This is a genomic window from Labrys monachus (assembly GCF_030814655.1).
Lineage (GTDB): Bacteria > Pseudomonadota > Alphaproteobacteria > Rhizobiales > Labraceae > Labrys > Labrys monacha.
Map to the genome: position 1 here is coordinate 6,268,259 of NZ_JAUSVK010000001.1, position 19,107 is coordinate 6,287,365.

Below are 19,107 nucleotides of genomic sequence, written 5' to 3' on the forward strand. Positions count from 1 at the left end.
CGTCATGCCGCGCGAAGTCTGGATACCCGGGACAAGCCCGGGTATGACAAAAACTGCGCCTTCTCCTCTTAAATCTTGGGGCAAATTGGGTTCGGGCAGGATGCCCGCGCTCCCGGGGCCTCACGCCGCGAAGGAGACCCACAGCACCGCCACGCCGAGCAGGATGCGGTAGATGATGAAGGGCCAGGTGGAGTAGCGCTCGAGGATGCGCATCAGGCCCCACAGGGCAGCGAAGGAGGACAGGCTGCCGACGACGACGCCGACGAGCAGGATGAGCCAGCCTTCGAGGGCGAGATGGGCGTGGACGAGCGTCACCACCTCGTGCAGCCCCGCCAGGGCGATGGCGGGAAGGCCGAGCAGGAAGGAGAAGCGGGCCGCCTCCTCGCGGGCGAAATCCCGGAACAGGGCGGCCGTCAGCGTCGAGCCGGAGCGGGAGACGCCCGGGATCAGCGCGCCGACCTGCGCCACGCCGACGATCAGCGCATCGGAGAGCCGCATGTCCTCGGTGCGGCGGCGGTGGCGGCAGGCGATTTCGGCGATGGCGAGCAGCACGCCCATGACGAGGCAGGCGATGCCGATCACCGGCAGTGTGCGCAGCGGGCTGTCGCAGGTGTTGAGCAGCGGGGCGAGGAACAGGCCGGCGATGACGATCGGGACGGTGCCGAGCACGATGCCGACCGCGAGGCGGAATTCGGTCGAGCCCCAGTCGCGCGAGGCGACGGCTGCGAGCGAACCGCCGGCGATGGCGCGGATGTCGCGCCAGAAATAGCACACGACCGCGCTGAGCGCCGCGAGCTGCATGGTGGCGGAGAAGGCCGATCCCGGATCCTGCCAGCCGAGCAGCGCCGGCACCAGGCGCATATGCGCCGTGGAGGAGATCGGCATCAGCTCGGTGATGCCCTGCACCACGCCGAGAATGGCGACCTTGGCCGCTCCGAGGGTCACGAATCCCGTATCGACCCCTTGCGTACACGCTCCGCTCATCCGCCGTCCCCGCTCGTCGAGCCCTATCAGGATGAGGGGCTCGGGTCCCCGCCGCCGGCTTCATGCAGGCGGCCGGGCGGGAGACAGACCGTGGAATCAAGGCGGCTTTGAGGCACGGGGCCGTCATAATGCTGCGGTGCACAGTCCGGCCGCCGGCCGCGCCGGGACATTCCCTACGGGCAGTCCGGGTCCGCCGAGGCCCTGGCAGGGGCGATCCCGGCCGGTATCCCGAAGGCACGTCCGGCCGAACAGGCCGAGCGAGACTTCGGCTCGCACAACGGAACACGGTCGCCGCGAAGCGGGGCTGCGGCTCAGCTCGGCCTCATGGCGGGCAGGCCGAAGTGCGATATCGGATCGCCCGCTGCGGGTGTGTAGACCAGACGCATGAAGGGTCTCTCCCGGGCGTCAGTCGCGCGATATTGACAGCCCCGCGAGGAGTGGAGCGTGCGCGGCGAGGCTGCGGGACACGAACGCCGTGAAGAGCCGGACGCGCTCCGTCTTGCGTGTCTCCCCCTGTGTGAGAAGCCAGAGCGTTCCGTACATGTGCAGATCGGTGCCCGGCACCCTCACCAGCAGCGGGTCGGCATCTCCGACGAAGCACGGCAGCGTCGTGATCCCGAGCCCCTGCCGTACAGCGGCGATCTGCGCCCCGGCGTCCGTGATCCTGAAGGGAACCCCCGTGGTGCCCACCTCGCCCTCGCTCGCCCAATCCGGAATTCCATGCATGCTTATGACGATCCACCGGAGGGGATCCGTCGCGCCGGCCCGCCACGCATCCAGCCGATCGCGGGATATGTAGACGCCGCCGAACAGCGCCGGTCCCTTCAGGCCGTGAAGATTGAGCGGCAGGGTTTTGCGGTCATAGACGACGCGGATCGCCACGTCGGCCTCTCGGTTGGTCAGGTTTGCCAGCTCGCCGGACGACAGGATCTCCATCTCGATGTCCGGATGCAGGCGCGCGAAATCGGCGAAGTCCGGGATGAGCAGGTGTGTCGCGAGGATCGGCGTCAACGTCACCCGCAAAAGCCCGCGCACGCTCTGGTCGCGGCCGAAGATGCGCGTCTCCAGCTGGTTCGACGACGCTTCCATCTGCTCCGCGAGCTCGAGGACCTCCTCGCCCGCAGCCGTCAGGCGGTAGCCCGAAGGCAGCTTTTCGAACAGCTGCGCCCCGAGGCGGCCCTCGAGCTGGGCGATGCGGCGCAGCACGGTCGCGTGATTCACGCCGAGACGTTTGGCGGCGGCCCGCACTGAGCCTCCGCGCGCCGCGGCAAGAAAGTAGCGAACGTCATCCCAATCGATCATGGTGCATTCCCGCGCCGCAAGCGGCGCCTTTGCGAAGCTCACTATAACACGTTGTGCCGCAGTGCATGCGAACGCGGCGACGTTCAATCGTCCAACTGGATCGTTTTTGCACCACCGATGTGCGCGATTCCGCCCTCACCACCTGCCTCCGGCGGACCCATGTTGAGGCTCTTGGGGGGACCTCCCCCTACAGCCAAGACCCGAGACGGCGAAACAAGGACCGCACGACATGACCAGATTGAATGGAAAGACCGCCGTCATCACCGGCGGCGCCACCGGCATCGGCCTCGCCTCGGCAAAGCGATTCATCGAGGAAGGCGCCTTCGTCTTCATCTACGGCCGCCGGCAGGAAGCGCTCGACGCCGCCATGGCCGAGCTTGGCCCCCATGCCCGCGCGGTGAAGGGCTCGGTCTCGGATGAGGCCGACCTCAACCGCCTCTACGCGGCGGTGAAGGCCGAGCGCGGAACCCTCGATATCGTCTTCGCCAATGCCGGGGCGGGAAGCCCGCTTGCGCTCGGCCAGATCACCGCCGCGCACATTGACGAAGCCTTCGACACCAATGTGAAGGGTACGATCTTCACGGTCCAGAAGGCGTTGCCGCTGATGGGCCAGGGCGGTTCGATCATCCTGACCGGATCGAGCGCCGGTACCACGGGCGCCCCGGGATTCACGGCCTACAGCGCGAGCAAGGCGGCCGTGCGCAACCTCGCGCGGAGCTGGGCGGAGGACCTGAAGGGCACCGGCATCCGGGTCAACGTGCTGTCGCCCGGGGCGACGGCGACCGAACTCGCGAAGGAAGCGCTGGGCGAGGAGGGCCAGAAGGCCTACGGCGCGATGACTCCGCTCCAGCGCATGGCCGATCCCACGGAGATCGCGGCCGCGGCCGCCTTTCTCGCGTCGTCGGACAGCAGCTTCATGACCGCCAGCGAGGTCGCCGTCGACGGCGGCCTGGCGCAACTCTGACGCGCTACGCCTGGACGGGCTCCATCCGACATTCGGAGCCCGAGCGGGCCTGGTAAACTCAAGGAGAATACACAGATGAGCTACGCAATCATCGGCTTCGGCACTATCGGCAAGGCCCTGGCCAAGGCGTTTGCCCGCAAGGGCATCGAAGTATCCGTGGCAACCACGCGCGCCCCCGAAAGCTTTGCATCCGAAGCGGCCGCGATCGGGCCCACGATCCTTGCCAAAGCACTGGCGGAAGCCGTCAAGGCGGACGTCATCTTCTTGGCCGTCCGTTTCGAGTCGCACCCGGATGTCGCCAAGGCGCTGCCCACCTGGCAAGGGAAGACCATCGTCGATGTGACCAATGCCTACGGCGTGCCCCCCGAGCAACTGGGAGGTCAGCCTTCTTCCAGGTTCATCGCACAGGCTTTTTCTGGTGCAAGGCTGGTCAAGGGCTTCAACCATTTGGGCGCTGCCTCACTTGCGCAGGATCCGGCCGTCCATGGTGGCAGGAGAGTCGTGTTCCTGGCGAGTGACGATGACGACGCGGCGGCGGAGATTGGCACGCTCGCGGAAAATCTCGGCTTCGCGCCGATCAAACTTGGCGGGCTGTCGGAAGGCGGACTGCTTGTGCAGGCGCGCGGGAACAGTTGGGGCCGGCTGATCTTCAAGGATTTGGTCAAGTTCGACTGACGAACACGACTTTCCCGACGGCAGGGATACGACGCACGCGGTCGGGTCGAGCGCGATCCGATCCGTGCGAAACGGAGAAAGTCCCATGAGCATTGAGAAGAACATCCAGACCGTGAAAGACTTCTTCGCCGCGATCGGCCGCGGCGACAGGGAGGCTCTGCTGGCGCTGGTCGCCGAAGACATCGAATGGATCATTCCGGGCAAGGACTGGCCGCTGGCCGGAACGCGGCACGGGCACGCCGGGCTGGCGGATCTGCTCGAGACGGCATCCAAGTCGATGGAAACATCCACGGAACCCCGGGAGTTCGTGGCGCAAGGAGACCGGGTCCTCGTCATCGGCTTCGCAAGGGGAAAGATCAAAGCCACGAACAAGACGTTCGAGGACGACTGGATCTTCGCCATCACGGTCCGGGACGGCAGACTGACCAACATCCGGGAATATGTCGACACGCAGGCCCTGGCCCGGGCCTCGCAGATGGACGCGTCAGGGCCGGCGTAGCGCTGGCAGACCGCCAATGGCCGGCGGGCCGCCGCTTGGGGAACCCCCGTCATATTCGGCGGTCCCTTCGTCAGGAACACCAGGGAAGAAATCCAGCTGGCGTTCCGCGATTTCGCAACTAACCGGCTTTGACGGCCGAGCGCAGCAGATGCCGATCCGATTCAACTTCCTGCTTTCTCGACATCGCTGCCCGGCGATTTTGTGAGGATGGCGCCCATAATAAGGTGAGAGAGGTGATCGGCCCGTGGCGCGAAGGAGGGCTGGTCGACCGCCCAGCCGAGGGCCGTCATCAGGGCGAACAGGTCATCCCCATTCATGTCGGCGCGCGCGGTACCTTCGGCCTGAGCACGGCGCAGCAGTCGCGCGCTCGCCGAGTGCACCGCTGCGCATGAAGCATAAAGAGCCGAGTCCGGGTTCGTGTGGGCGGCGGCCATCATGGCGACAACGCCCCGATAGCTCTGGGCGAAAACCACCCATTCGCGAAACCAGGAGATGAGCGCTTCGCCGGGTGCGTTCGACGTTTCGAGTTCGTCCGCCTTCTGCGTCAATGCGTCCAGGTTCGTACACAGCAACGCCTCGAACAAGGCCTCTCGCGTCGGGAAGTGACGGAGAAGCGTGGCCAACCCGACCCCGGCCCGACGGGCGATATCGCGCATCGACACCTCGGCACCGCGCTCGGTGACGGCCTCACGCGCGACCGTGAGGATGTGGCTGTAATTTTTTCTGGCGTCGGCTCGCATAGGTCACCTTGACAATCGGATCAGTGGTCCAGATATATGGATCACTGATCCACAAAAGAATATGGGGCCGAAGGCGCCTTCCGACAACCCGAAAAGAGCAGTCATGAGAACACGAACATGAGCACGATCAGCATCATCGGCTCAGGCGGAATGGCCGCAGCGATCGGCGGCCTCGCCGCCAAGGCGGGGCACACCGTCGAGGTGACGGGGCGCGACGCCACGAAGGCGCGGGCGCTGGCCGAGCAGATCGGTTCGAGAGCGACGACAGGAAGGTTCGGCGCCGCCCCGGCCGGCGACCTCGTCATTCTGGCGGTGCCCTACTCGGCGGTTCTCGACGTGGTGGAGCAGTACGGCGAAAAGCTGGCAGGCAAGCGCATCGTCGACATCACCAACCCCATCAAATCCGACTTCACGGGTTTCCTCACGCCTGAGGAGAGTTTCGGCGCGCGGGAGATCGCCAAGGTCGCGCCGGCCAACGCCACTATCGTCAAGGCGTTCAACACCCAGAACGCCCAGGTCCTGGCTGCCGGTCCAGTCGACGGCCGCCCCTTGGATGTGTTCATCGCCGGGGACGACTCTCAGGCGAAGGCGCATGTCTCAGCCTTCATCGAGAGCCTCGGTCTGCGCCCCATGGACGCCGGGCAGCTGACCATGGCGCGGACGCTGGAGCACGCCTGCATGCTGTGGCTGGGGCTCATGACCCACTCCATCAAACACCCCAACTTCTCGATCGGCGTCAGCCTCCTCGTCTGAGGACACGCGCCATCCCTTCTCGCATCCCTTCGCCCACAAAGAGCCATATCATGCACGTATTCGTTACCGGCGGGACCGGCCATTCCGGTCCGTATATCATTTCCGACCTCATTGCAGCCGGTCACCAGGTCACTGCCCTTGCCCGGTCGGACAAGTCCGCAGAGGCGGTGTCTGCGCTTGGCGCCAAGGTGCGTCGCGGCGACCTCGATGATCTCGACGGGCTAAAAGCGGCGGCAGCGGAGTCCGACGGTGTCATTCACGTCGCGCACCGGCAAGACCTGCTTCCCACCGGAGGCCTCGACGCGGTGGCTGCCGCCGAGCAGACGATCATGCTCGCATATGGCGAGGCACTGAAGGGGACCGGAAAGCCGCTGGTCACGTCTGGGAGCATCGGCTCGCCGGGCTGGGAACATCTCGGCCGTCCAGCCACCGAGGAGGATCCCACCCTCTCTGGCGGCGAGAAGTTCAAGGGCACCCTGCGGGTTCGTAACATCGTCGAAACGACCGTGCTCGGTCTCGCTGAGCAAGGCGTGCGGTCCTCGGTGGTGCGCATTCCCACGATCATGCACAGCACGACCGACAATGCCGGCTTCCTCCCGATACTGATCGGGCTTGCGAAGGAGAAGGGCGTGGTCGGCTATCCCGGCGACGGCAAGAACAATTGGTCGGCCGTGCACGCCCGCGACCTCGCCGCCGTGTTCCGTCTGGCGCTGGAGAAGAGCCCCGCCGGCAGGAATTGGCATGCGGTTGCCGACGAGGCCATTCCGTTCCGCGAGATCGCCGAAGCCATCGGCAGCCGCTTGAAACTGCCGGCCGTGCCGATTCCCGCGGATGAGCTGATGCTGCCGGGCTTTTTCGGGTTCCTCGCGAATCTGGTGAAGCTGGACGTCGCCGCGTCCAGTGCCATCACCCGCCAGACCCTCGGCTGGGAACCCACTCAGCCCGGCCTGCTCGCCGATCTGGACAACGGCCATTACTTCCCCGCCAGCTGAGTTCGGCTGGGGTAGAACGCCGGGCCGTGACCGGCCCGGCCGATAGTGAAATCGCGATGCCGTCAACTGTTCGGGCAAGAAACTGTCGATCTGGAATTGGCATGATGAATGACGCGCGCGGCCCGGCACGCAAGCAACATCAACCGGGGGATGCCTCGTAGAGATTACGAGGATCACTTAACGCCAAAGGAGACTTTCCATGAGTACTATCAGCATCATTGGCTCTGGAACCATGGCCGCGGCGGTTGCGGGCCGTATCGCCAATGCCGGACACACCGTGGAGGTGGTCAACCGCGACGCTGCAAAGGCGCAGGCACTAGCCGGCAAGCTCGCGGCCGGAGCGACCACGGGGACGTATGGGGCTGCGCCGGCGGGCGACATCGTCATCCTCGCCGTGCCTTACGGCAGCGTGGCCGCGGTGGTAGCCGACTTTGGCGACGCCCTCGACGGCAAGGTGATCATCGACCTCGCCAACCCGGTCAACGCCGATATGACGGGCCTCGTTACCCCTGCCGGCAGTTCCGGTGCGCAGGAGACTGCAAAAAGCCTTCCCGCGGGCGCTCACGTCGTGAAGGCGTTCAACACGATCTTCGGTCACGTGCTTGCCAAGGGTGGACGCCTCGACGCGTTCATCGCAGCCGACGATGCGGAGGCGAAAGCGCGTGTCTCGACGTTCCTCGAAAGTCTCGGGCTGCGCCCGTTCGACGTGGGCGGCCTGCGCATGGCTCAGACGCTTGAAGCGCTCGGTCTGATGATGATCGGCCTGGCCAAGAACGGCGCTGGCACGTGGGACTTCGCCATGAACGTCGATATCGGCTGAATGACCGACACCGGCGCCCGCCGGCAGGCCGACAACGCCGGTGGGATCCATCCCCCGTCGTTCTCTTCAGCCGACTCCCGTGGGCTATCGACGGTGGTCGCGCCGAAGAGCGTGCAACCCAGCGTCCGCGGCCCGGTCTGGAAATCCTGCGGCAGGGCCAGAGAAGTAGAGACTTTCCGACCTGAGGGACGGGATCGTTCGCTTCCTCGCTCCGGCTGCGGGCCTGTAGCGATCGTCGCCGATCAGATCCGGCGTGAGGCGATGTAAGGGAAATGGAGAACTTCCAATGAGCACACAAGAGAACGTCCAGACCGTGAAGGACTTCTTCGCCGCGATCGGCAGCGGCGACAGGGAGGGGCTGCTGGCGCTGGTCGCTGAAGATATCGAGTGGATCATTCCGGGCCAGGACTGGCCGCTGGCCGGCACACACCGCGGGCACGCCGGATTGACGGACTTGCTTCGGACGGCGTCCGAAAAGGTCGAAACTTCGCTCATGGAGCGCCGCGAATTCGTGGCGCAGGGCGACCGGGTTCTGGTCGTCGGCTTCGCCAAGGGAAGAATCAAAGCCACCAATAGGACGTGGGAGGACAATTGGGTCTTCGCCATTACCGTTCGAAATGGGAAACTGACCAGCATCCGGGAGTATGTCGACACGCAGGCATTGGTGCGGGCCTCCAAGACGGACACGAACCCGACGCCCTCGCCCATCGACACCGGGGCCGCACAACGAGCCTCGTAGGGCCTACGAATACGGTGAAAGAGCCGCGGATCGCCCCCTCGCACGCCGCGCGCTCGTCGAATGCCCAACCTCAGCGGAGATTCCGATGTACGACCAATCCAAGCTATCCGAGTTGATCCGGTTCGCACGCGTCGATGCGGGCTCCACCGTCATCGACGTTTACCCAGGCGACGGCGACTGGACCCGTCTCTTCTCCGACGTCGTGGGACCCGAAGGTCGGGTCTACAGCTTCGTGCCGGCCGAAGTCGCCCACTTCAAGAACGATCCGTTCGGCCGCATGCGGACGCTCGCGAAGGAGCCGGGCCGGGAGAATGTCGAAGCCGTCTCGGCGGACCTCGTCGCAATGCCCGAGGTCACGCAGCCCGCAGATGTCCTGTGGCTGCACCTGTTCTACCACGATCTCCACACCGCCCTGATCCAAAAGAAGGGCGCGACGGCGGCCGCCTTCAATCGAGCTGTCTACGAGCGGCTCAAGCCGGGTGGGCGCTACGTCATCGTCGACCACGCCGCCGCCGCCGGGTCGGGCGCGAGCGATACCCCGTCGCTGCATCGGATCGATCCCGCGTCCGTCCGCGAGGAGGTCGAGGCAGCCGGCTTCGTGCTGGACGCGGTCAGCACCATGCTTGCGAACGAGGACGATCAGCACTCGATCAAGGCGTTCGATCCGTCGATCAAGGGCCAGACCGATCGCTTCGCCTATCGGTTCGTGAAGCCCTGACGGGTCCGGGCGGCCGCTCCCAAGCGAATTTCAGGGGGCCGGCTTACCAGGCGGCGGCCGTAATGGTCCCATCTCCCGAGCAGGTTTTGCACAGCCTGGGGATAGCGGCGGCGCGGGGAGCGCCGTCCCCTCGCGGGACGCGCGTAAAGTTCCGAAACACTCTGCCGCTCTATCGCCCTGCCGATGCCGCAACGCCACCCCATGCAGGCGCCATGAATGGACGGTGACGACCGGTACCCGAAAGCCGGCCGCGCCGACGACGCCCGGTCATAGGGGAGGCGAGACTTGCCGGATTCCGATCCAGACACCGCCCTGATCGCCTGCAACCGCTTCGGCCTCGGCGCCCGGCCCGGCGATATCGGCAAGGTCGCCGCCGACCCGCGCGGCTTTCTCAAGGCCGAGCTCCGGCAGCCCGACATCGCGCTGATCTCCCTGGACGCTCCGGCCGGCGCCGCCCTGACGGGAAGCACCGCCGCGATCGAGGCGAGCATGGCGGCGGCCCGCCAGCGCGAGCTCGACAAGGGCCGCGTTGCGGTTCCCCCGGGCGCGCCGCCCCAGCCCGCCGCGCCGCTCCCACCCAAGCCGGACCCGGGGGTCGAAGCCCGCCTGTTCCGCGCGGAGGCGGAAGCGCGCTTCGACAAGGCCTTGTCGGTCGAGGCGGGCTTCGTCGAGCGCCTCGTCTATTTCTGGTCGAACCATTTCTGCGTCTCCGTCGCCAAGCATCCCTATGTGCGGGCGGCGGCCGGCGCCTTCGAGCGGGAGGCGATACGGCCCTTCGTCCTCGGGCGCTTCGCCGACATGCTGCTGGCGGTGGAACGCCATCCGGCGATGCTGGTCTATCTCGACAACCAGCAGTCGATCGGCCCCGATTCGCGCGCCGGACAGAACGGCCGGCGCGGCCTCAACGAAAATCTGGGCCGCGAGATCCTGGAGCTCCACACGCTCGGGGTCGGCGGCGGCTATACGCAGGCCGATGTCACCACGCTCGCCCGCCTCCTCACCGGCTGGACGGTGGCGGGGCGGGAGGGACGGCTCGGGGAACCCGGAAGCTTCGTGTTCGAGGCCGCCGCCCATGAGCCCGGCGAGGAGGTCCTCCTCGGCCGGACCTATCCGGCCGGTGGCATGGGCCAGGCCGAGGCCGCGCTGAACGACATCGCCGCGCAGCCGGCGACGGCGCGGCACATCGCCCTCAAGCTCGCACGGCACTTCATCGCCGACGATCCGCCGCCCACCGCGGTGGCGCGGCTGGCCAAGGTCTTCGCGGCGAGCGGGGGCAATCTGCGCGCCGTCGCCGCCACGCTCGTCGACATGCCGGAGGCGTGGAAGACGCCGATGACCAAGATGCGCTCGCCGCTCGACTATGTCGTCGCCATCCGCCGCGCCACCCATGCCGGGCCGGCCGGCGATGCCGACCTGGCGAAGGAGACCGGCCAGTCGCTCGGCTGGCTCGCCGCGCTGGGCGAGCCGCTCTGGCAGGTGCCGGGGCCCAACGGCTTCTCCGATGCGGTGGACGCGCAGGCCTCGCCCGAAGGCATGAAGGTGCGTCTCGACATCGCCTGGCAGGCAGCCCGCCAGGTGAAGGACATCGCCAACCCCGCCGCCACGCTCGACGCGGTGGTCGGCGCCTCCGCCTCGCCGCAGACCCGCGCGGCGATCGCCAAGGCCGAATCGAAGCAGCAGGGCCTGGCGCTGCTGCTGATGGCACCCGAATTCCAGCGGAGATGACGATGAACAGCCTGTGCGAAAGCCCGCATCCCTCGCGCCGCGCCGTGCTCCTCACCGGCGGCGCGCTGTTCGCCTGGGCCCACATGCCCCGGTTCGCCCGCGCTGCCGACGGGCGCGATCCCCGCCTGGTCGTCGTCGTCCTGCGCGGCGCGCTCGACGGGCTGTCGACGGTCGGCCCGGTCGGCGACCCCGATTATGCCGGCCTGCACGGCGACATCGCCCTGGCGCGGACGGGACCGCATGCGGCGCTGGCGCTGGACGGCTTCTTCGCGCTCAATCCGGCGATGCCGGTCTTTGCCGGGCTGTTCAAGGCCGGACAGGCCGCCATCGTCCATGCCGCCGCGACCGGCTATCGCGAGCGTTCGCATTTCGACGGCCAGGACGTGCTCGAAAGCGGCTTTGCCGGACCGGGCCACACGGCGACGGGCTGGCTCAACCGGGCGCTGGCGGCGCTTCCCGCCGGCGAGCGCGTGGCCCGGTCGGGCGGGCTGGCGATCGGCCCGGCGACGCCGCTGGTCATCCGCGGGCCGGCGCCGGTGCTCGGCTGGTCGCCGCAATCGCTGTCCCCGCCGGGCGAGGACCTCCAGGCCCGGGTGCTCGACCTCTATGCGCAGCGCGATCCCGCGCTCGGCGCCATGCTGCGCCGGGGGCTCGATGCGGACAGGATGGCGTCCGGGGACGGCATGACCTCCGCGGCGATGAAGCCGCGCGGCGGCCTCGACACCGCCCCGGGCATGCGCCAGGCCGCCGAGGGCGCCGCCCGGCTCATGGCCGCCGGCGACGGCCCCCGCGTCGCGGCGCTCGCCTTCGACGGCTGGGATACCCATGTCAACGAGGGCGGCGCCACCGGGCGGCTGGCGAGCCTGCTCGGCGGGCTCGACGGCGCCTTCGATGCGTTCCGGCAGGGGCTCGGCGCGCGCTGGCAGGACACCGCGATCGTCGCGGTCACCGAGTTCGGGCGGACGGCCCGCATCAACGGCACCGTCGGCACCGATCACGGCACCGCCACGGTGGTGCTGCTGGCGGGCGGCGCCGTCCGGGGCGGCCGCGTCATCGCCGACTGGCCCGGCCTGAAGCCGGCCCAGCTCTATCAGGGCCGCGACCTCGCGCCGACGACCGACGTCCGGGCCGTGCTCAAGGGGCTGCTGGCCGACCAGTTCGGCCTGTCGGCGGCAGTTCTCGGCGACCAGGTCTTCCCGGATTCGGCGGCCGTGAAGCCGATGGCCGGCCTGCTTGCCTGAACAGGTCAGGCATATAGGCACAATCGCGATGGTTCACGAAGATAAACGGATGTTCATCTTCAGTAGAGCCGTCTCGCTGGAGTCTCTTTAGAGATTGCTAAGCCGCCTTGTATAGAATTCCCTTCATTGCTGGGGGATCTATAGTCAGGAGACGACCTTGAACCGGATTGTTCGATCCTCGATTGCCGTTGCCATGCTCGGCGCCATCGCCGCCCTTGCCGCCCCGCCCGCCCAGGCGGAGGACGGCCGAACCGGCGCGCTGCTCGGCGGTGTCGCGGTCGGTGCGGTCGGCGGCGTGCTGCTCGGCCAGGCGCTGGCGGACCACCCCGCCCCGCCACCGCCGCCGCGCTATATCGAGCCCGCGCCCGTCGCCTATGATCCCTATTTCGACGAGCTGCGCCACCTGCACGCAGGCTGCGACCGCGGCAGCCGCCGCGCCTGCATCGCCTTCGGCGAGTTCATCGGCGTGCACAAGGAGCGGGAAGACATGTGGCGCCACACCTATCCCGAATTCTTCCAATGGGACGGCTATTGACGCGGACAGGGCAACGCGAACGGGGCAGGATGTCGTCAGGCGCCGGCTTCGCCGGGAAAAGCGCGACGATGGAAGGGCGATCACCGATCGCCCCTCTCGGCAACGCAATGCTTGCGGGATAGGAAGAGGTCGATCGGTGATCGACCCTCCAAGCGCGGGCTTATGCGGTCCGAAACTACGCGGCGCGGACTTCCTGAACTTCCGGCACGAAATGGCGCAGCAGGTTCTGGATGCCGTTCTTCAGCGTCGCCGTCGAGGACGGGCAGCCCGAGCAGGAGCCCTTCATGTTGAGATAGACGACGCCGGCCCGGTAGCCGCGGAAGGTGATGTCGCCGCCATCGGCCGCCACGGCGGGACGAACGCGGGTCTCCAGCAGGTCCTTGATCGTCTCGACGGTGTCCTCGTCGGCCTCGTCGAAGAACTCCTCGCCGTCGCCCTGCGCAGCCACATCCTCCCTCAGGATCGGCGCGCCGGAGAGATAATGCTCCATGATGGCGCCGAGCACGGCCGGCTTCAGATGCTGCCATTCCACGCCGGAGCGGGTGATGGTGATGAAGTCCGAGCCGAAGAACACGCCCGCCACGCCCTCGATGGAGAACAGCTTTTCCGCCAGCGGCGATTGCGCGCCCTCGGCGGCGCTGGTCATGTGCAGCGTGCCCTCCGGCAGCACGTCGCGGCCGGGCAGGAATTTGAGGGTCGACGGGTTCGGCGTCGCCTCGGTCTGAATGAACATGTCTCTCTCCGTTCCAGCGACCGGGTCAAGGCCGGCCAGGAAAACTGAAGCAATTATAGAGTGAGCAGCGATTTGGGCGCAATGCCTTCGACCGCCTCGACGAGTTTCCCGATATCCTCCGGCCGCGACAGCCGATGGTCGCCATCCTTGATCAGCGTCACCGTGACATCGTCCTCCGCCAGTCTCTCCACCAGCGTCATGGCATGGTGCCAGGGCACGTCGGGATCCTCCATGCCCTGCAATATGTGAACGGGGCAGCCGGTTTTCACCATGCGCCCGAGAAGAAGGTGGCCGCGCCCCTCCTCGATCAGGGCGCGGGTGATCGGATAGGGCTCGGCCGAATAGGCCGAGGGGCGCATCCAGGCGCCGGTCTCCATCACCTCCCGCTTCACCGCCTCGGGGAATTCGTCCCACATCAGCCGTTCGGTGAAGTCGACGGCCGGCGCGACCAGGACGAGGCCGGCGGGCGCATGCGGCGTCCCGGCGAGGCGCTGGCACGCCAGGAGCGCGATCCAGCCCCCCATCGACGAGCCGACCAGGATGGGCCGGCCGTGCACGCCGGCGGCGATCACCGCCAGCGCGTCCTCCAGCCATCGCCCGATGGTGCCGTCCTCGAAGCGCCCGCCCGATTCGCCATGGCCGGAATAGTCGAAGCGGATCACGGTGCGATGGTTGCGCAGGCCCCATTCGGCGAGGGCGGAGGCTTTCGTCGCCAGCATGTCGGAGCGGAAGCCCCCGAGCCAGACCACGTCGGGCCCCCGGCCGGGCTGCCGGCGCCAGGCGATGGCGCGGGAGGACGCGCCTTCGCCGATCTCGATCGTCGCGGGATTGCCGGTCATGTCGTCTTCCTTCCTGCTCTGGCGCGGCACGCCGGCTGGGCAAAACATCGGTGCCGGTCCATTTCAACTGCCGCGACGTCTTTCATTTTGAAAGGCGGAGGCTCTATAAACGCACTATGCCGGAGCAGCCAGCACCCTCATCCGCCTTTTCGCGAACCGCCCGGCCGAGCACCCGGCGGCCGAAGGAAGAACGTCTGGCCGGCATCACGGTGCTGCAGATCATCCCTTCCCTGGAGGCGGGCGGCGCCGAGCGCACGACGATCGACATCGCCGACGCCCTCACCCGCAGCGGCGCGCGCGCCCTCGTCGCCACCGAAGGCGGGCGCCTCGTCGGCGAATTGCAGGCCCGCGGCGGCCTGTGGGTTCCCTTCAACGCCTCGACCAAGAATCCCCTGCGCATCTGGGGCAATGCCCGCCGGCTCGAACGCCTGATCCGCGAGGAGAGGATCGATCTCGTCCATGCACGCTCGCGGGCGCCGGCCTGGTCGGCCCGGCTGGCGACGCGACGGCTCGGCCTGCCCTTCGTGACCACCTATCACGGCTCCTATGCCGGCGGGAACAGCTGGAAGAAACGCTACAACGGCGTGATGGCCGAAGGCGACGTCGTCATCGCCAATTCCTATTTCACCGCCGAGACGATCGCCGAGAACTGGCCCGAGGCGCGGGAGCGGGTGCGCGTCATCCATCGCGGCACCGATCTCACCGCCTTCTCGCCGTCGGCGGTGTCCTTCGAGCGGGTCGAGGTGCTGCGCCGCGCCTGGAACATCGAGCCGCATCAGCGCATCGTCCTGCTGCCCGGCCGCCTCACCGCGTGGAAGGGGCAGCGCGTCCTCATCGACGCGGCGGCGCTGGTCAAGCAGCGCGGCCTGGAGGACGTGGCCTTCGTGCTCGCCGGGGACCCGCAGGGCCGCGACGGCTATGTCGCCGATATCGACGCCCGCATCGCGGAACGGGGCCTGCGCGGCGCCGTCCATCGCGTCGGCCATTGCAGCGACATGCCGGCCGCCTATCTGTCCGCCGCCGCGGTCGCCATCCCCTCGACCAGCCCCGAAGCCTTCGGCCGCACGGCCGTGGAGGCCCAGGCCATGGGCTGCCCGGTCGTGGTGTCCGACCACGGCGCGACCTCGGAAACCGTGCTCGCCCCGCCGGAGATCGTCGGCAACCGCCGCACCGGCTGGCGGACGGCGGTGGGCGACCCCGAGGCGCTGGCCGAGGCGCTGATCGAGGCGCTCACGCTCGGGGCCTCTGCCCGCGACGGGCTCGCCGCCCGCGCCCGCGCCCATGTCGAGGCGCATTTCTCGCTCGATGTGATGTGCGAGGCGACGCTGGACGTCTATGGCGAACTCCTCGTCAGGAGCCGCCGTCTCGGCGCGGATTGAGCCGCGCTCGCGAGAAAATCACGGCATTTGCAACGAAAGCGTTGACTTCCGGGCGCATCGGCACGATCTTCTGGCATGCTGGGCGTGCGGCTTGCGCGAGCCTATATTTTTGCCCAAATCATTTGAACGGTAGAGGAGATTACCGCCATTCGTCGACCTATGAGGACAACAGCGCCGGTTGCAAAGGACGGCCCGCGCATCAATGAGGAGATTCGTAACCGCGACGTCATGCTGATCGATCAGGACGGCCAGAATCGCGGCGTGACCGAGACGAGGGCGGCGATAGCCATGGCCTTCGAAGCCGGACTTGATCTTGTCGAGGTGGCCGCCAACGCCGAGCCGCCGGTCTGCAAGATCATGGACTACGGCAAGTTCAAGTTCAATGAACAGAAGAAGGCCGCCGAGGCCCGCAAGAATCAGAAGACCGTCGAGATCAAGGAGATCAAGCTCCGCCCGGCGATCGACGACCATGACTACGACGTCAAGATGAAGGCGATGAGGCGCTTCTTCGAGGAAGGCGACAAGGTCAAGGTCACGCTGCGCTTCCGCGGCCGCGAGATGGCGCATCAGGAGATCGGCTATCGCCTGCTCAACCGGGTGAAGGACGATACCGGGCTGATCGCCAAGGTCGAATCGGATGCCGCCCTCGAAGGCCGGCAGATGATCATGGTGCTGGCGCCGCGCTGAAGCGCGCCGGCTTCCTCTCGGAAGACCGCCCGTGGGCGGGCCTGGCCCTTCGTCAGCGGGGCGCCGGGCCCCGCGGGCGCGGTTCTCCCGTGCGGCCTGGGCCGCCCCGTCCGTGCGAATCTTTGACCCCGGCGGAAAAGCGCGCGGCGCCGCCGCCTTCCTTAAGGTCCCGGAAGCCCGGTTCGATTCCTGCCGGACATCGTTTTCCGACATCGCGGCTATGTCTCGGGGTGCCGCACGGCCGGGACCGATGCGCGCGAAACTTCTCGATCCAAGCCCCATCCCCTTTGGCCTTTCGGCCGCGTGGAAGCGTCCTTCCGGGCAGCGCGCACAAATTTCAATTCCTCGCAAGGGACTGCGCGGGCCTGCCTTTTTCGCGCCATCATCGCGGCGGAGAAGGCCGGATCCTCTTTCATATGTATCCCCATGACCAGATTGTTCCGCTTGAGGCAGGTCGGCATCGCGTTGATCGTGCTGTCTGCCGGTGCCTATTTCAGCAATACGGTGCTGCCGCGCTGGTTCCCCACCGTGTTCAGCGGCGTATGGGGCGCGCTGGGCGCCCCCGACAACCGCAACGTGCCGGCCGCGCTGCGTGACCTGCCGGTCGTGCTGATCGACGGCAAGAACGAGGGCGGGCCGATCGCCGTGCTGATCTCGGGCAATGGCGGCTGGTGGGGCATCGACGACGGCATCGCCTCCGGCCTCGCCCGCGCCGGCGTCACCACCATCGGCCTCAACAGCCTCGCTTATTTCATCCATCACCGCTCGCCGGACGAAGTGGCCGTGGCGGTCGAGCGCATGGTGGCGCCCTTCCGGGCGGATCGCCCGATCATCCTCGTCGGCTATTCCTTCGGCGCCGACGTCGCCGCCACCGTCTACGCCCACCTGACGCCGGAACTGCGCGAACGCATCCATCTCGTCTCCCTGCTCGGCCTGTCGCGCGAGGCCGACTATGCTGTCGGCTTCATGAAGGTCCTCTCGGCGCAACGGCGGACCATCCCCGCGGTCGCCGCCATTTCGGGCCCGCATGTGCAGTGCTTCCGCGGCGCGGACGAGGGCGACCGTTCGGGTTGCAGCGACGTCGACCCCCAGCGCGTCGAGATCGTCACCCTGCCGGGCGGGCACCATTTCGACGGCAACTACGATGCCATCGCCTCCCGCATCCTCGAAGGCCTGCCGGATCCGCATGGCGGCGACGATCGCATCCGCTATGCCGGATCGAACCAGATCGCGATGGCGATGCCCTGAGGGGGACGGCCGGCGCCCCCGAACGCGATTGAATCGCTCTGCGGCTGTATCTATGTGTTGAGCCATCGCGCCACACGGGATCGTGCCATGTCATCCATCCTCGCCGGAAAACGCATCCTCCTCGTCATTGGCGGCGGCATCGCGGCGTACAAGGCGCTGGATCTCGTCCGCCGCCTGCGCGAGCGCGGCGCCGGCGTCCGGGCGATCCTGACCAAGGCGGGAGAGGCCTTCGTCACGCCGCTGTCCGTCTCCGCGCTGACCGGCGACAAGGTCTATACGGACCTGTTCTCGCTGACCGACGAAGCCGAGATGGGACATATCGAATTGTCGCGCGACGCCGACCTGCTGGTGATCGCCCCCGCCACCGCCGATCTCCTCGCCAGGATGGCGCAGGGCATCGCCAACGACCTCGCCTCCACCGCCCTGCTCGCCACCGACAAGAAGGTGCTGGCCGCCCCGGCCATGAATGTGCGCATGTGGCTCCACCCGGCGACGCAGCGCAACGTGGCCCGGCTGCGGGAGGACGGCGTCGCCTTCGTCGGCCCGAACGACGGCGAGATGGCCTGCGGCGAATACGGGCCGGGCCGGCTCGCCGAGCCGCTCGAGATCGTCGCGGCGATCGAACACGCCCTGGCCGGCGAGACCTTCATCCCGCTTCCCGCCTCGCCGGGACCGGACACCAAATTGCTGGCGGCGCTTCCGCTGGCCGGCAAGCATGTGCTGGTGACGGCCGGCCCGACGCATGAGCCGATCGATCCCGTCCGCTTCATCGCCAACCGCTCCTCCGGCAAGCAGGGCTATGCCATCGCGGCGGCCGCCTTCGCGGCCGGGGCGCGCGTGACGCTGGTCTCGGGGCCCGTCTCGCTGCTGCCGCCGCCGGGCGTGACGCTGGTGGCGGTCGAAACCGCGCGCGAGATGCTGGAAGCGGTGCGGCACGCCCTGCCGGCCGACATCGCCGTCTTCGCCGCCGCCGTCGCCGATTGGCGGGTGGCCGATGCGGGCGCGCAGAAGATCAAGAAGGACGAGGGCGGCACGCCGCATTTCATGCTGGTCGAGAACCCCGACATCCTCGCCACCATCGCACGCGACGAGGCGCAGCGGCCGACGCTCGTGGTCGGCTTCGCCGCCGAGACCGAGCAGGTCGTCGAGCATGCGCGCGCCAAGCTCGCCCGCAAGGGCTGCGACCTCATCGTCGCCAACGACGTCTCGCCCCAGCCGGGCGGCGCGAGCGTGATGGGCGGCGACCGCAACCGCGTGCATCTCATCTCCATGAACGGCGTGGAGACGTGGCCCGACATGGACAAGCAGGCCGTCGCCGCCGCGCTCGTCGCCCGCCTGGGCCAGCTGGAGCGGGCCAAGCTCCATATCGGCTAGAGCATTCTCAAGAAAAGTTGATAGACTTTTCGATTGAGAAAATGCGCAAAAACAACGAGTTGGAGAAAATGGCGATTCGGTCGAATCGTCATTTGCCCCGGATGCAGGCGCTTCAGCACGCCCCCATCCGCAACCACCACCCCACCCTCTCGCCCGCGAG

20 protein-coding genes are annotated in these 19,107 nt (G+C 67.6%); 15 read left to right on the top strand and 5 right to left on the bottom strand.

Annotation, left to right across the window (positions count from 1 at the left end):
* Positions 1 to 120: 120 nt before the first annotated feature.
* Together uppP and J3R73_RS28580 are read right to left on the bottom strand one after the other, a co-directional pair.
* Positions 121 to 984 carry an undecaprenyl-diphosphatase UppP gene (gene uppP, locus J3R73_RS28575; RefSeq protein ID WP_307435418.1) on the bottom strand — a complete coding sequence of 288 codons (864 nt, stop codon included), beginning with the start codon at positions 982 to 984 and terminating at the stop codon, positions 121 to 123.
* 405 nt (positions 985 to 1,389) lie between these two features.
* On the bottom strand, positions 1,390 to 2,286 hold the full coding sequence (locus J3R73_RS28580; protein ID WP_307435420.1) for a LysR family transcriptional regulator: 897 nt from the start codon (positions 2,284 to 2,286) through the stop codon (positions 1,390 to 1,392).
* Positions 2,287 to 2,515: 229 nt separating this feature from the next.
* On the opposite strand from J3R73_RS28580, the gene J3R73_RS28585 reads away from it, so the two are divergent.
* The 3 genes from J3R73_RS28585 (at position 2,516) to J3R73_RS28595 (ending at position 4,424) form a co-directional block, all read left to right on the top strand.
* Complete coding sequence (locus J3R73_RS28585) at positions 2,516 to 3,250, top strand: SDR family NAD(P)-dependent oxidoreductase (protein WP_307435423.1); 735 nt, start codon at positions 2,516 to 2,518, stop codon at positions 3,248 to 3,250.
* Between the two features lie 75 nt (positions 3,251 to 3,325).
* Positions 3,326 to 3,925 carry an NADPH-dependent F420 reductase gene (locus J3R73_RS28590; RefSeq protein WP_307435426.1) on the top strand — a complete coding sequence of 200 codons (600 nt, stop codon included), beginning with the start codon at positions 3,326 to 3,328 and terminating at the stop codon, positions 3,923 to 3,925.
* 85 nt (positions 3,926 to 4,010) lie between these two features.
* Positions 4,011 to 4,424 (top strand): nuclear transport factor 2 family protein, encoded by a 414-nt coding sequence (locus tag J3R73_RS28595; protein ID WP_307435429.1) that lies wholly within the window; start codon positions 4,011 to 4,013, stop codon positions 4,422 to 4,424.
* Between the two features lie 161 nt (positions 4,425 to 4,585).
* Here J3R73_RS28595 and J3R73_RS28600 read toward each other — a convergent pair whose 3' ends face one another.
* The gene (locus J3R73_RS28600; protein WP_307435434.1) at positions 4,586 to 5,164 is read right to left on the bottom strand and encodes a TetR/AcrR family transcriptional regulator; all 579 of its coding nucleotides are present in this window, start codon (positions 5,162 to 5,164) and stop codon (positions 4,586 to 4,588) included.
* A gap of 117 nt (positions 5,165 to 5,281) precedes the next feature.
* Between J3R73_RS28600 and J3R73_RS28605 the strand changes: the two genes are divergently transcribed.
* From J3R73_RS28605 to J3R73_RS28640, 8 genes are all read left to right on the top strand, one after another.
* Entirely contained in the window at positions 5,282 to 5,917 is a 636-nt protein-coding gene (locus tag J3R73_RS28605; RefSeq protein WP_307435437.1) for an NADPH-dependent F420 reductase, read from the top strand.
* A 50-nt stretch (positions 5,918 to 5,967) separates the two neighbouring features.
* Positions 5,968 to 6,909, top strand: a complete 942-nt coding sequence (locus J3R73_RS28610; RefSeq protein WP_307435440.1) for an SDR family oxidoreductase — start codon at positions 5,968 to 5,970, stop codon at positions 6,907 to 6,909.
* A gap of 199 nt (positions 6,910 to 7,108) precedes the next feature.
* Positions 7,109 to 7,729: an NADPH-dependent F420 reductase gene (locus J3R73_RS28615; protein WP_307435444.1), complete on the top strand. Its 621-nt coding sequence runs from the start codon at positions 7,109 to 7,111 to the stop codon at positions 7,727 to 7,729.
* Positions 7,730 to 8,015: 286 nt separating this feature from the next.
* Positions 8,016 to 8,468 (top strand): nuclear transport factor 2 family protein, encoded by a 453-nt coding sequence (locus J3R73_RS28620; RefSeq protein WP_307435447.1) that lies wholly within the window; start codon positions 8,016 to 8,018, stop codon positions 8,466 to 8,468.
* Positions 8,469 to 8,553: 85 nt separating this feature from the next.
* Positions 8,554 to 9,186: a class I SAM-dependent methyltransferase gene (locus tag J3R73_RS28625; RefSeq protein WP_307435449.1), complete on the top strand. Its 633-nt coding sequence runs from the start codon at positions 8,554 to 8,556 to the stop codon at positions 9,184 to 9,186.
* 285 nt (positions 9,187 to 9,471) lie between these two features.
* Positions 9,472 to 10,911 (top strand): DUF1800 domain-containing protein, encoded by a 1,440-nt coding sequence (locus tag J3R73_RS28630; protein ID WP_307435451.1) that lies wholly within the window; start codon positions 9,472 to 9,474, stop codon positions 10,909 to 10,911.
* 2 nt (positions 10,912 to 10,913) lie between these two features.
* The gene (locus J3R73_RS28635) at positions 10,914 to 12,152 is read left to right on the top strand and encodes a DUF1501 domain-containing protein (protein WP_307435452.1); all 1,239 of its coding nucleotides are present in this window, start codon (positions 10,914 to 10,916) and stop codon (positions 12,150 to 12,152) included.
* Between the two features lie 157 nt (positions 12,153 to 12,309).
* Positions 12,310 to 12,687, top strand: a complete 378-nt coding sequence (locus J3R73_RS28640; protein WP_307435454.1) for a hypothetical protein — start codon at positions 12,310 to 12,312, stop codon at positions 12,685 to 12,687.
* Between the two features lie 175 nt (positions 12,688 to 12,862).
* On the opposite strand, the gene J3R73_RS28645 is transcribed toward J3R73_RS28640, so the two are convergent.
* The gene (locus J3R73_RS28645; protein WP_307435456.1) at positions 12,863 to 13,420 is read right to left on the bottom strand and encodes a NifU family protein; all 558 of its coding nucleotides are present in this window, start codon (positions 13,418 to 13,420) and stop codon (positions 12,863 to 12,865) included.
* 53 nt (positions 13,421 to 13,473) lie between these two features.
* Positions 13,474 to 14,259, bottom strand: coding sequence for an alpha/beta hydrolase (locus tag J3R73_RS28650; RefSeq protein ID WP_307435459.1), 786 nt, complete (start codon positions 14,257 to 14,259; stop codon positions 13,474 to 13,476).
* Between the two features lie 116 nt (positions 14,260 to 14,375).
* Between J3R73_RS28650 and J3R73_RS28655 the strand changes: the two genes are divergently transcribed.
* From J3R73_RS28655 to coaBC, 4 genes are all read left to right on the top strand, one after another.
* On the top strand, positions 14,376 to 15,638 hold the full coding sequence (locus tag J3R73_RS28655) for a glycosyltransferase family 4 protein (RefSeq protein WP_307435461.1): 1,263 nt from the start codon (positions 14,376 to 14,378) through the stop codon (positions 15,636 to 15,638).
* 147 nt (positions 15,639 to 15,785) lie between these two features.
* The gene (gene infC, locus J3R73_RS28660; protein WP_370880118.1) at positions 15,786 to 16,325 is read left to right on the top strand and encodes a translation initiation factor IF-3; all 540 of its coding nucleotides are present in this window, start codon (positions 15,786 to 15,788) and stop codon (positions 16,323 to 16,325) included.
* 426 nt (positions 16,326 to 16,751) lie between these two features.
* Complete coding sequence (locus tag J3R73_RS28665) at positions 16,752 to 17,573, top strand: AcvB/VirJ family lysyl-phosphatidylglycerol hydrolase (protein ID WP_307435470.1); 822 nt, start codon at positions 16,752 to 16,754, stop codon at positions 17,571 to 17,573.
* Positions 17,574 to 17,660: 87 nt separating this feature from the next.
* Complete coding sequence (coaBC, locus tag J3R73_RS28670) at positions 17,661 to 18,947, top strand: bifunctional phosphopantothenoylcysteine decarboxylase/phosphopantothenate--cysteine ligase CoaBC (protein ID WP_307435473.1); 1,287 nt, start codon at positions 17,661 to 17,663, stop codon at positions 18,945 to 18,947.
* Positions 18,948 to 19,107 lie beyond the last annotated feature (160 nt).

Excerpts from the sequence above, each read along its gene's own strand:
- J3R73_RS28580 (WP_307435420.1), bottom strand. The coding sequence starts at position 2,286 with ATGATCGATTGGGATGACGTTCGCTACTTTCTTGCCGCGGCGCGCGGA.
- J3R73_RS28650 (WP_307435459.1), bottom strand. The coding sequence starts at position 14,259 with ATGACCGGCAATCCCGCGACGATCGAGATCGGCGAAGGCGCGTCCTCC.
- J3R73_RS28620 (WP_307435447.1), top strand. The coding sequence starts at position 8,016 with ATGAGCACACAAGAGAACGTCCAGACCGTGAAGGACTTCTTCGCCGCG.
- J3R73_RS28600 (WP_307435434.1), bottom strand. The coding sequence starts at position 5,164 with ATGCGAGCCGACGCCAGAAAAAATTACAGCCACATCCTCACGGTCGCG.
- J3R73_RS28615 (WP_307435444.1), top strand. The coding sequence starts at position 7,109 with ATGAGTACTATCAGCATCATTGGCTCTGGAACCATGGCCGCGGCGGTT.
- J3R73_RS28655 (WP_307435461.1), top strand. The coding sequence starts at position 14,376 with ATGCCGGAGCAGCCAGCACCCTCATCCGCCTTTTCGCGAACCGCCCGG.
- J3R73_RS28610 (WP_307435440.1), top strand. The coding sequence starts at position 5,968 with ATGCACGTATTCGTTACCGGCGGGACCGGCCATTCCGGTCCGTATATC.
- coaBC (WP_307435473.1), top strand. The coding sequence starts at position 17,661 with ATGTCATCCATCCTCGCCGGAAAACGCATCCTCCTCGTCATTGGCGGC.
- J3R73_RS28625 (WP_307435449.1), top strand. The coding sequence starts at position 8,554 with ATGTACGACCAATCCAAGCTATCCGAGTTGATCCGGTTCGCACGCGTC.
- J3R73_RS28585 (WP_307435423.1), top strand. The coding sequence starts at position 2,516 with ATGACCAGATTGAATGGAAAGACCGCCGTCATCACCGGCGGCGCCACC.
- uppP (WP_307435418.1), bottom strand. The coding sequence starts at position 984 with ATGAGCGGAGCGTGTACGCAAGGGGTCGATACGGGATTCGTGACCCTC.
- J3R73_RS28665 (WP_307435470.1), top strand. The coding sequence starts at position 16,752 with ATGACCAGATTGTTCCGCTTGAGGCAGGTCGGCATCGCGTTGATCGTG.
- J3R73_RS28635 (WP_307435452.1), top strand. The coding sequence starts at position 10,914 with ATGAACAGCCTGTGCGAAAGCCCGCATCCCTCGCGCCGCGCCGTGCTC.
- J3R73_RS28595 (WP_307435429.1), top strand. The coding sequence starts at position 4,011 with ATGAGCATTGAGAAGAACATCCAGACCGTGAAAGACTTCTTCGCCGCG.
- J3R73_RS28645 (WP_307435456.1), bottom strand. The coding sequence starts at position 13,420 with ATGTTCATTCAGACCGAGGCGACGCCGAACCCGTCGACCCTCAAATTC.
- J3R73_RS28590 (WP_307435426.1), top strand. The coding sequence starts at position 3,326 with ATGAGCTACGCAATCATCGGCTTCGGCACTATCGGCAAGGCCCTGGCC.
- J3R73_RS28605 (WP_307435437.1), top strand. The coding sequence starts at position 5,282 with ATGAGCACGATCAGCATCATCGGCTCAGGCGGAATGGCCGCAGCGATC.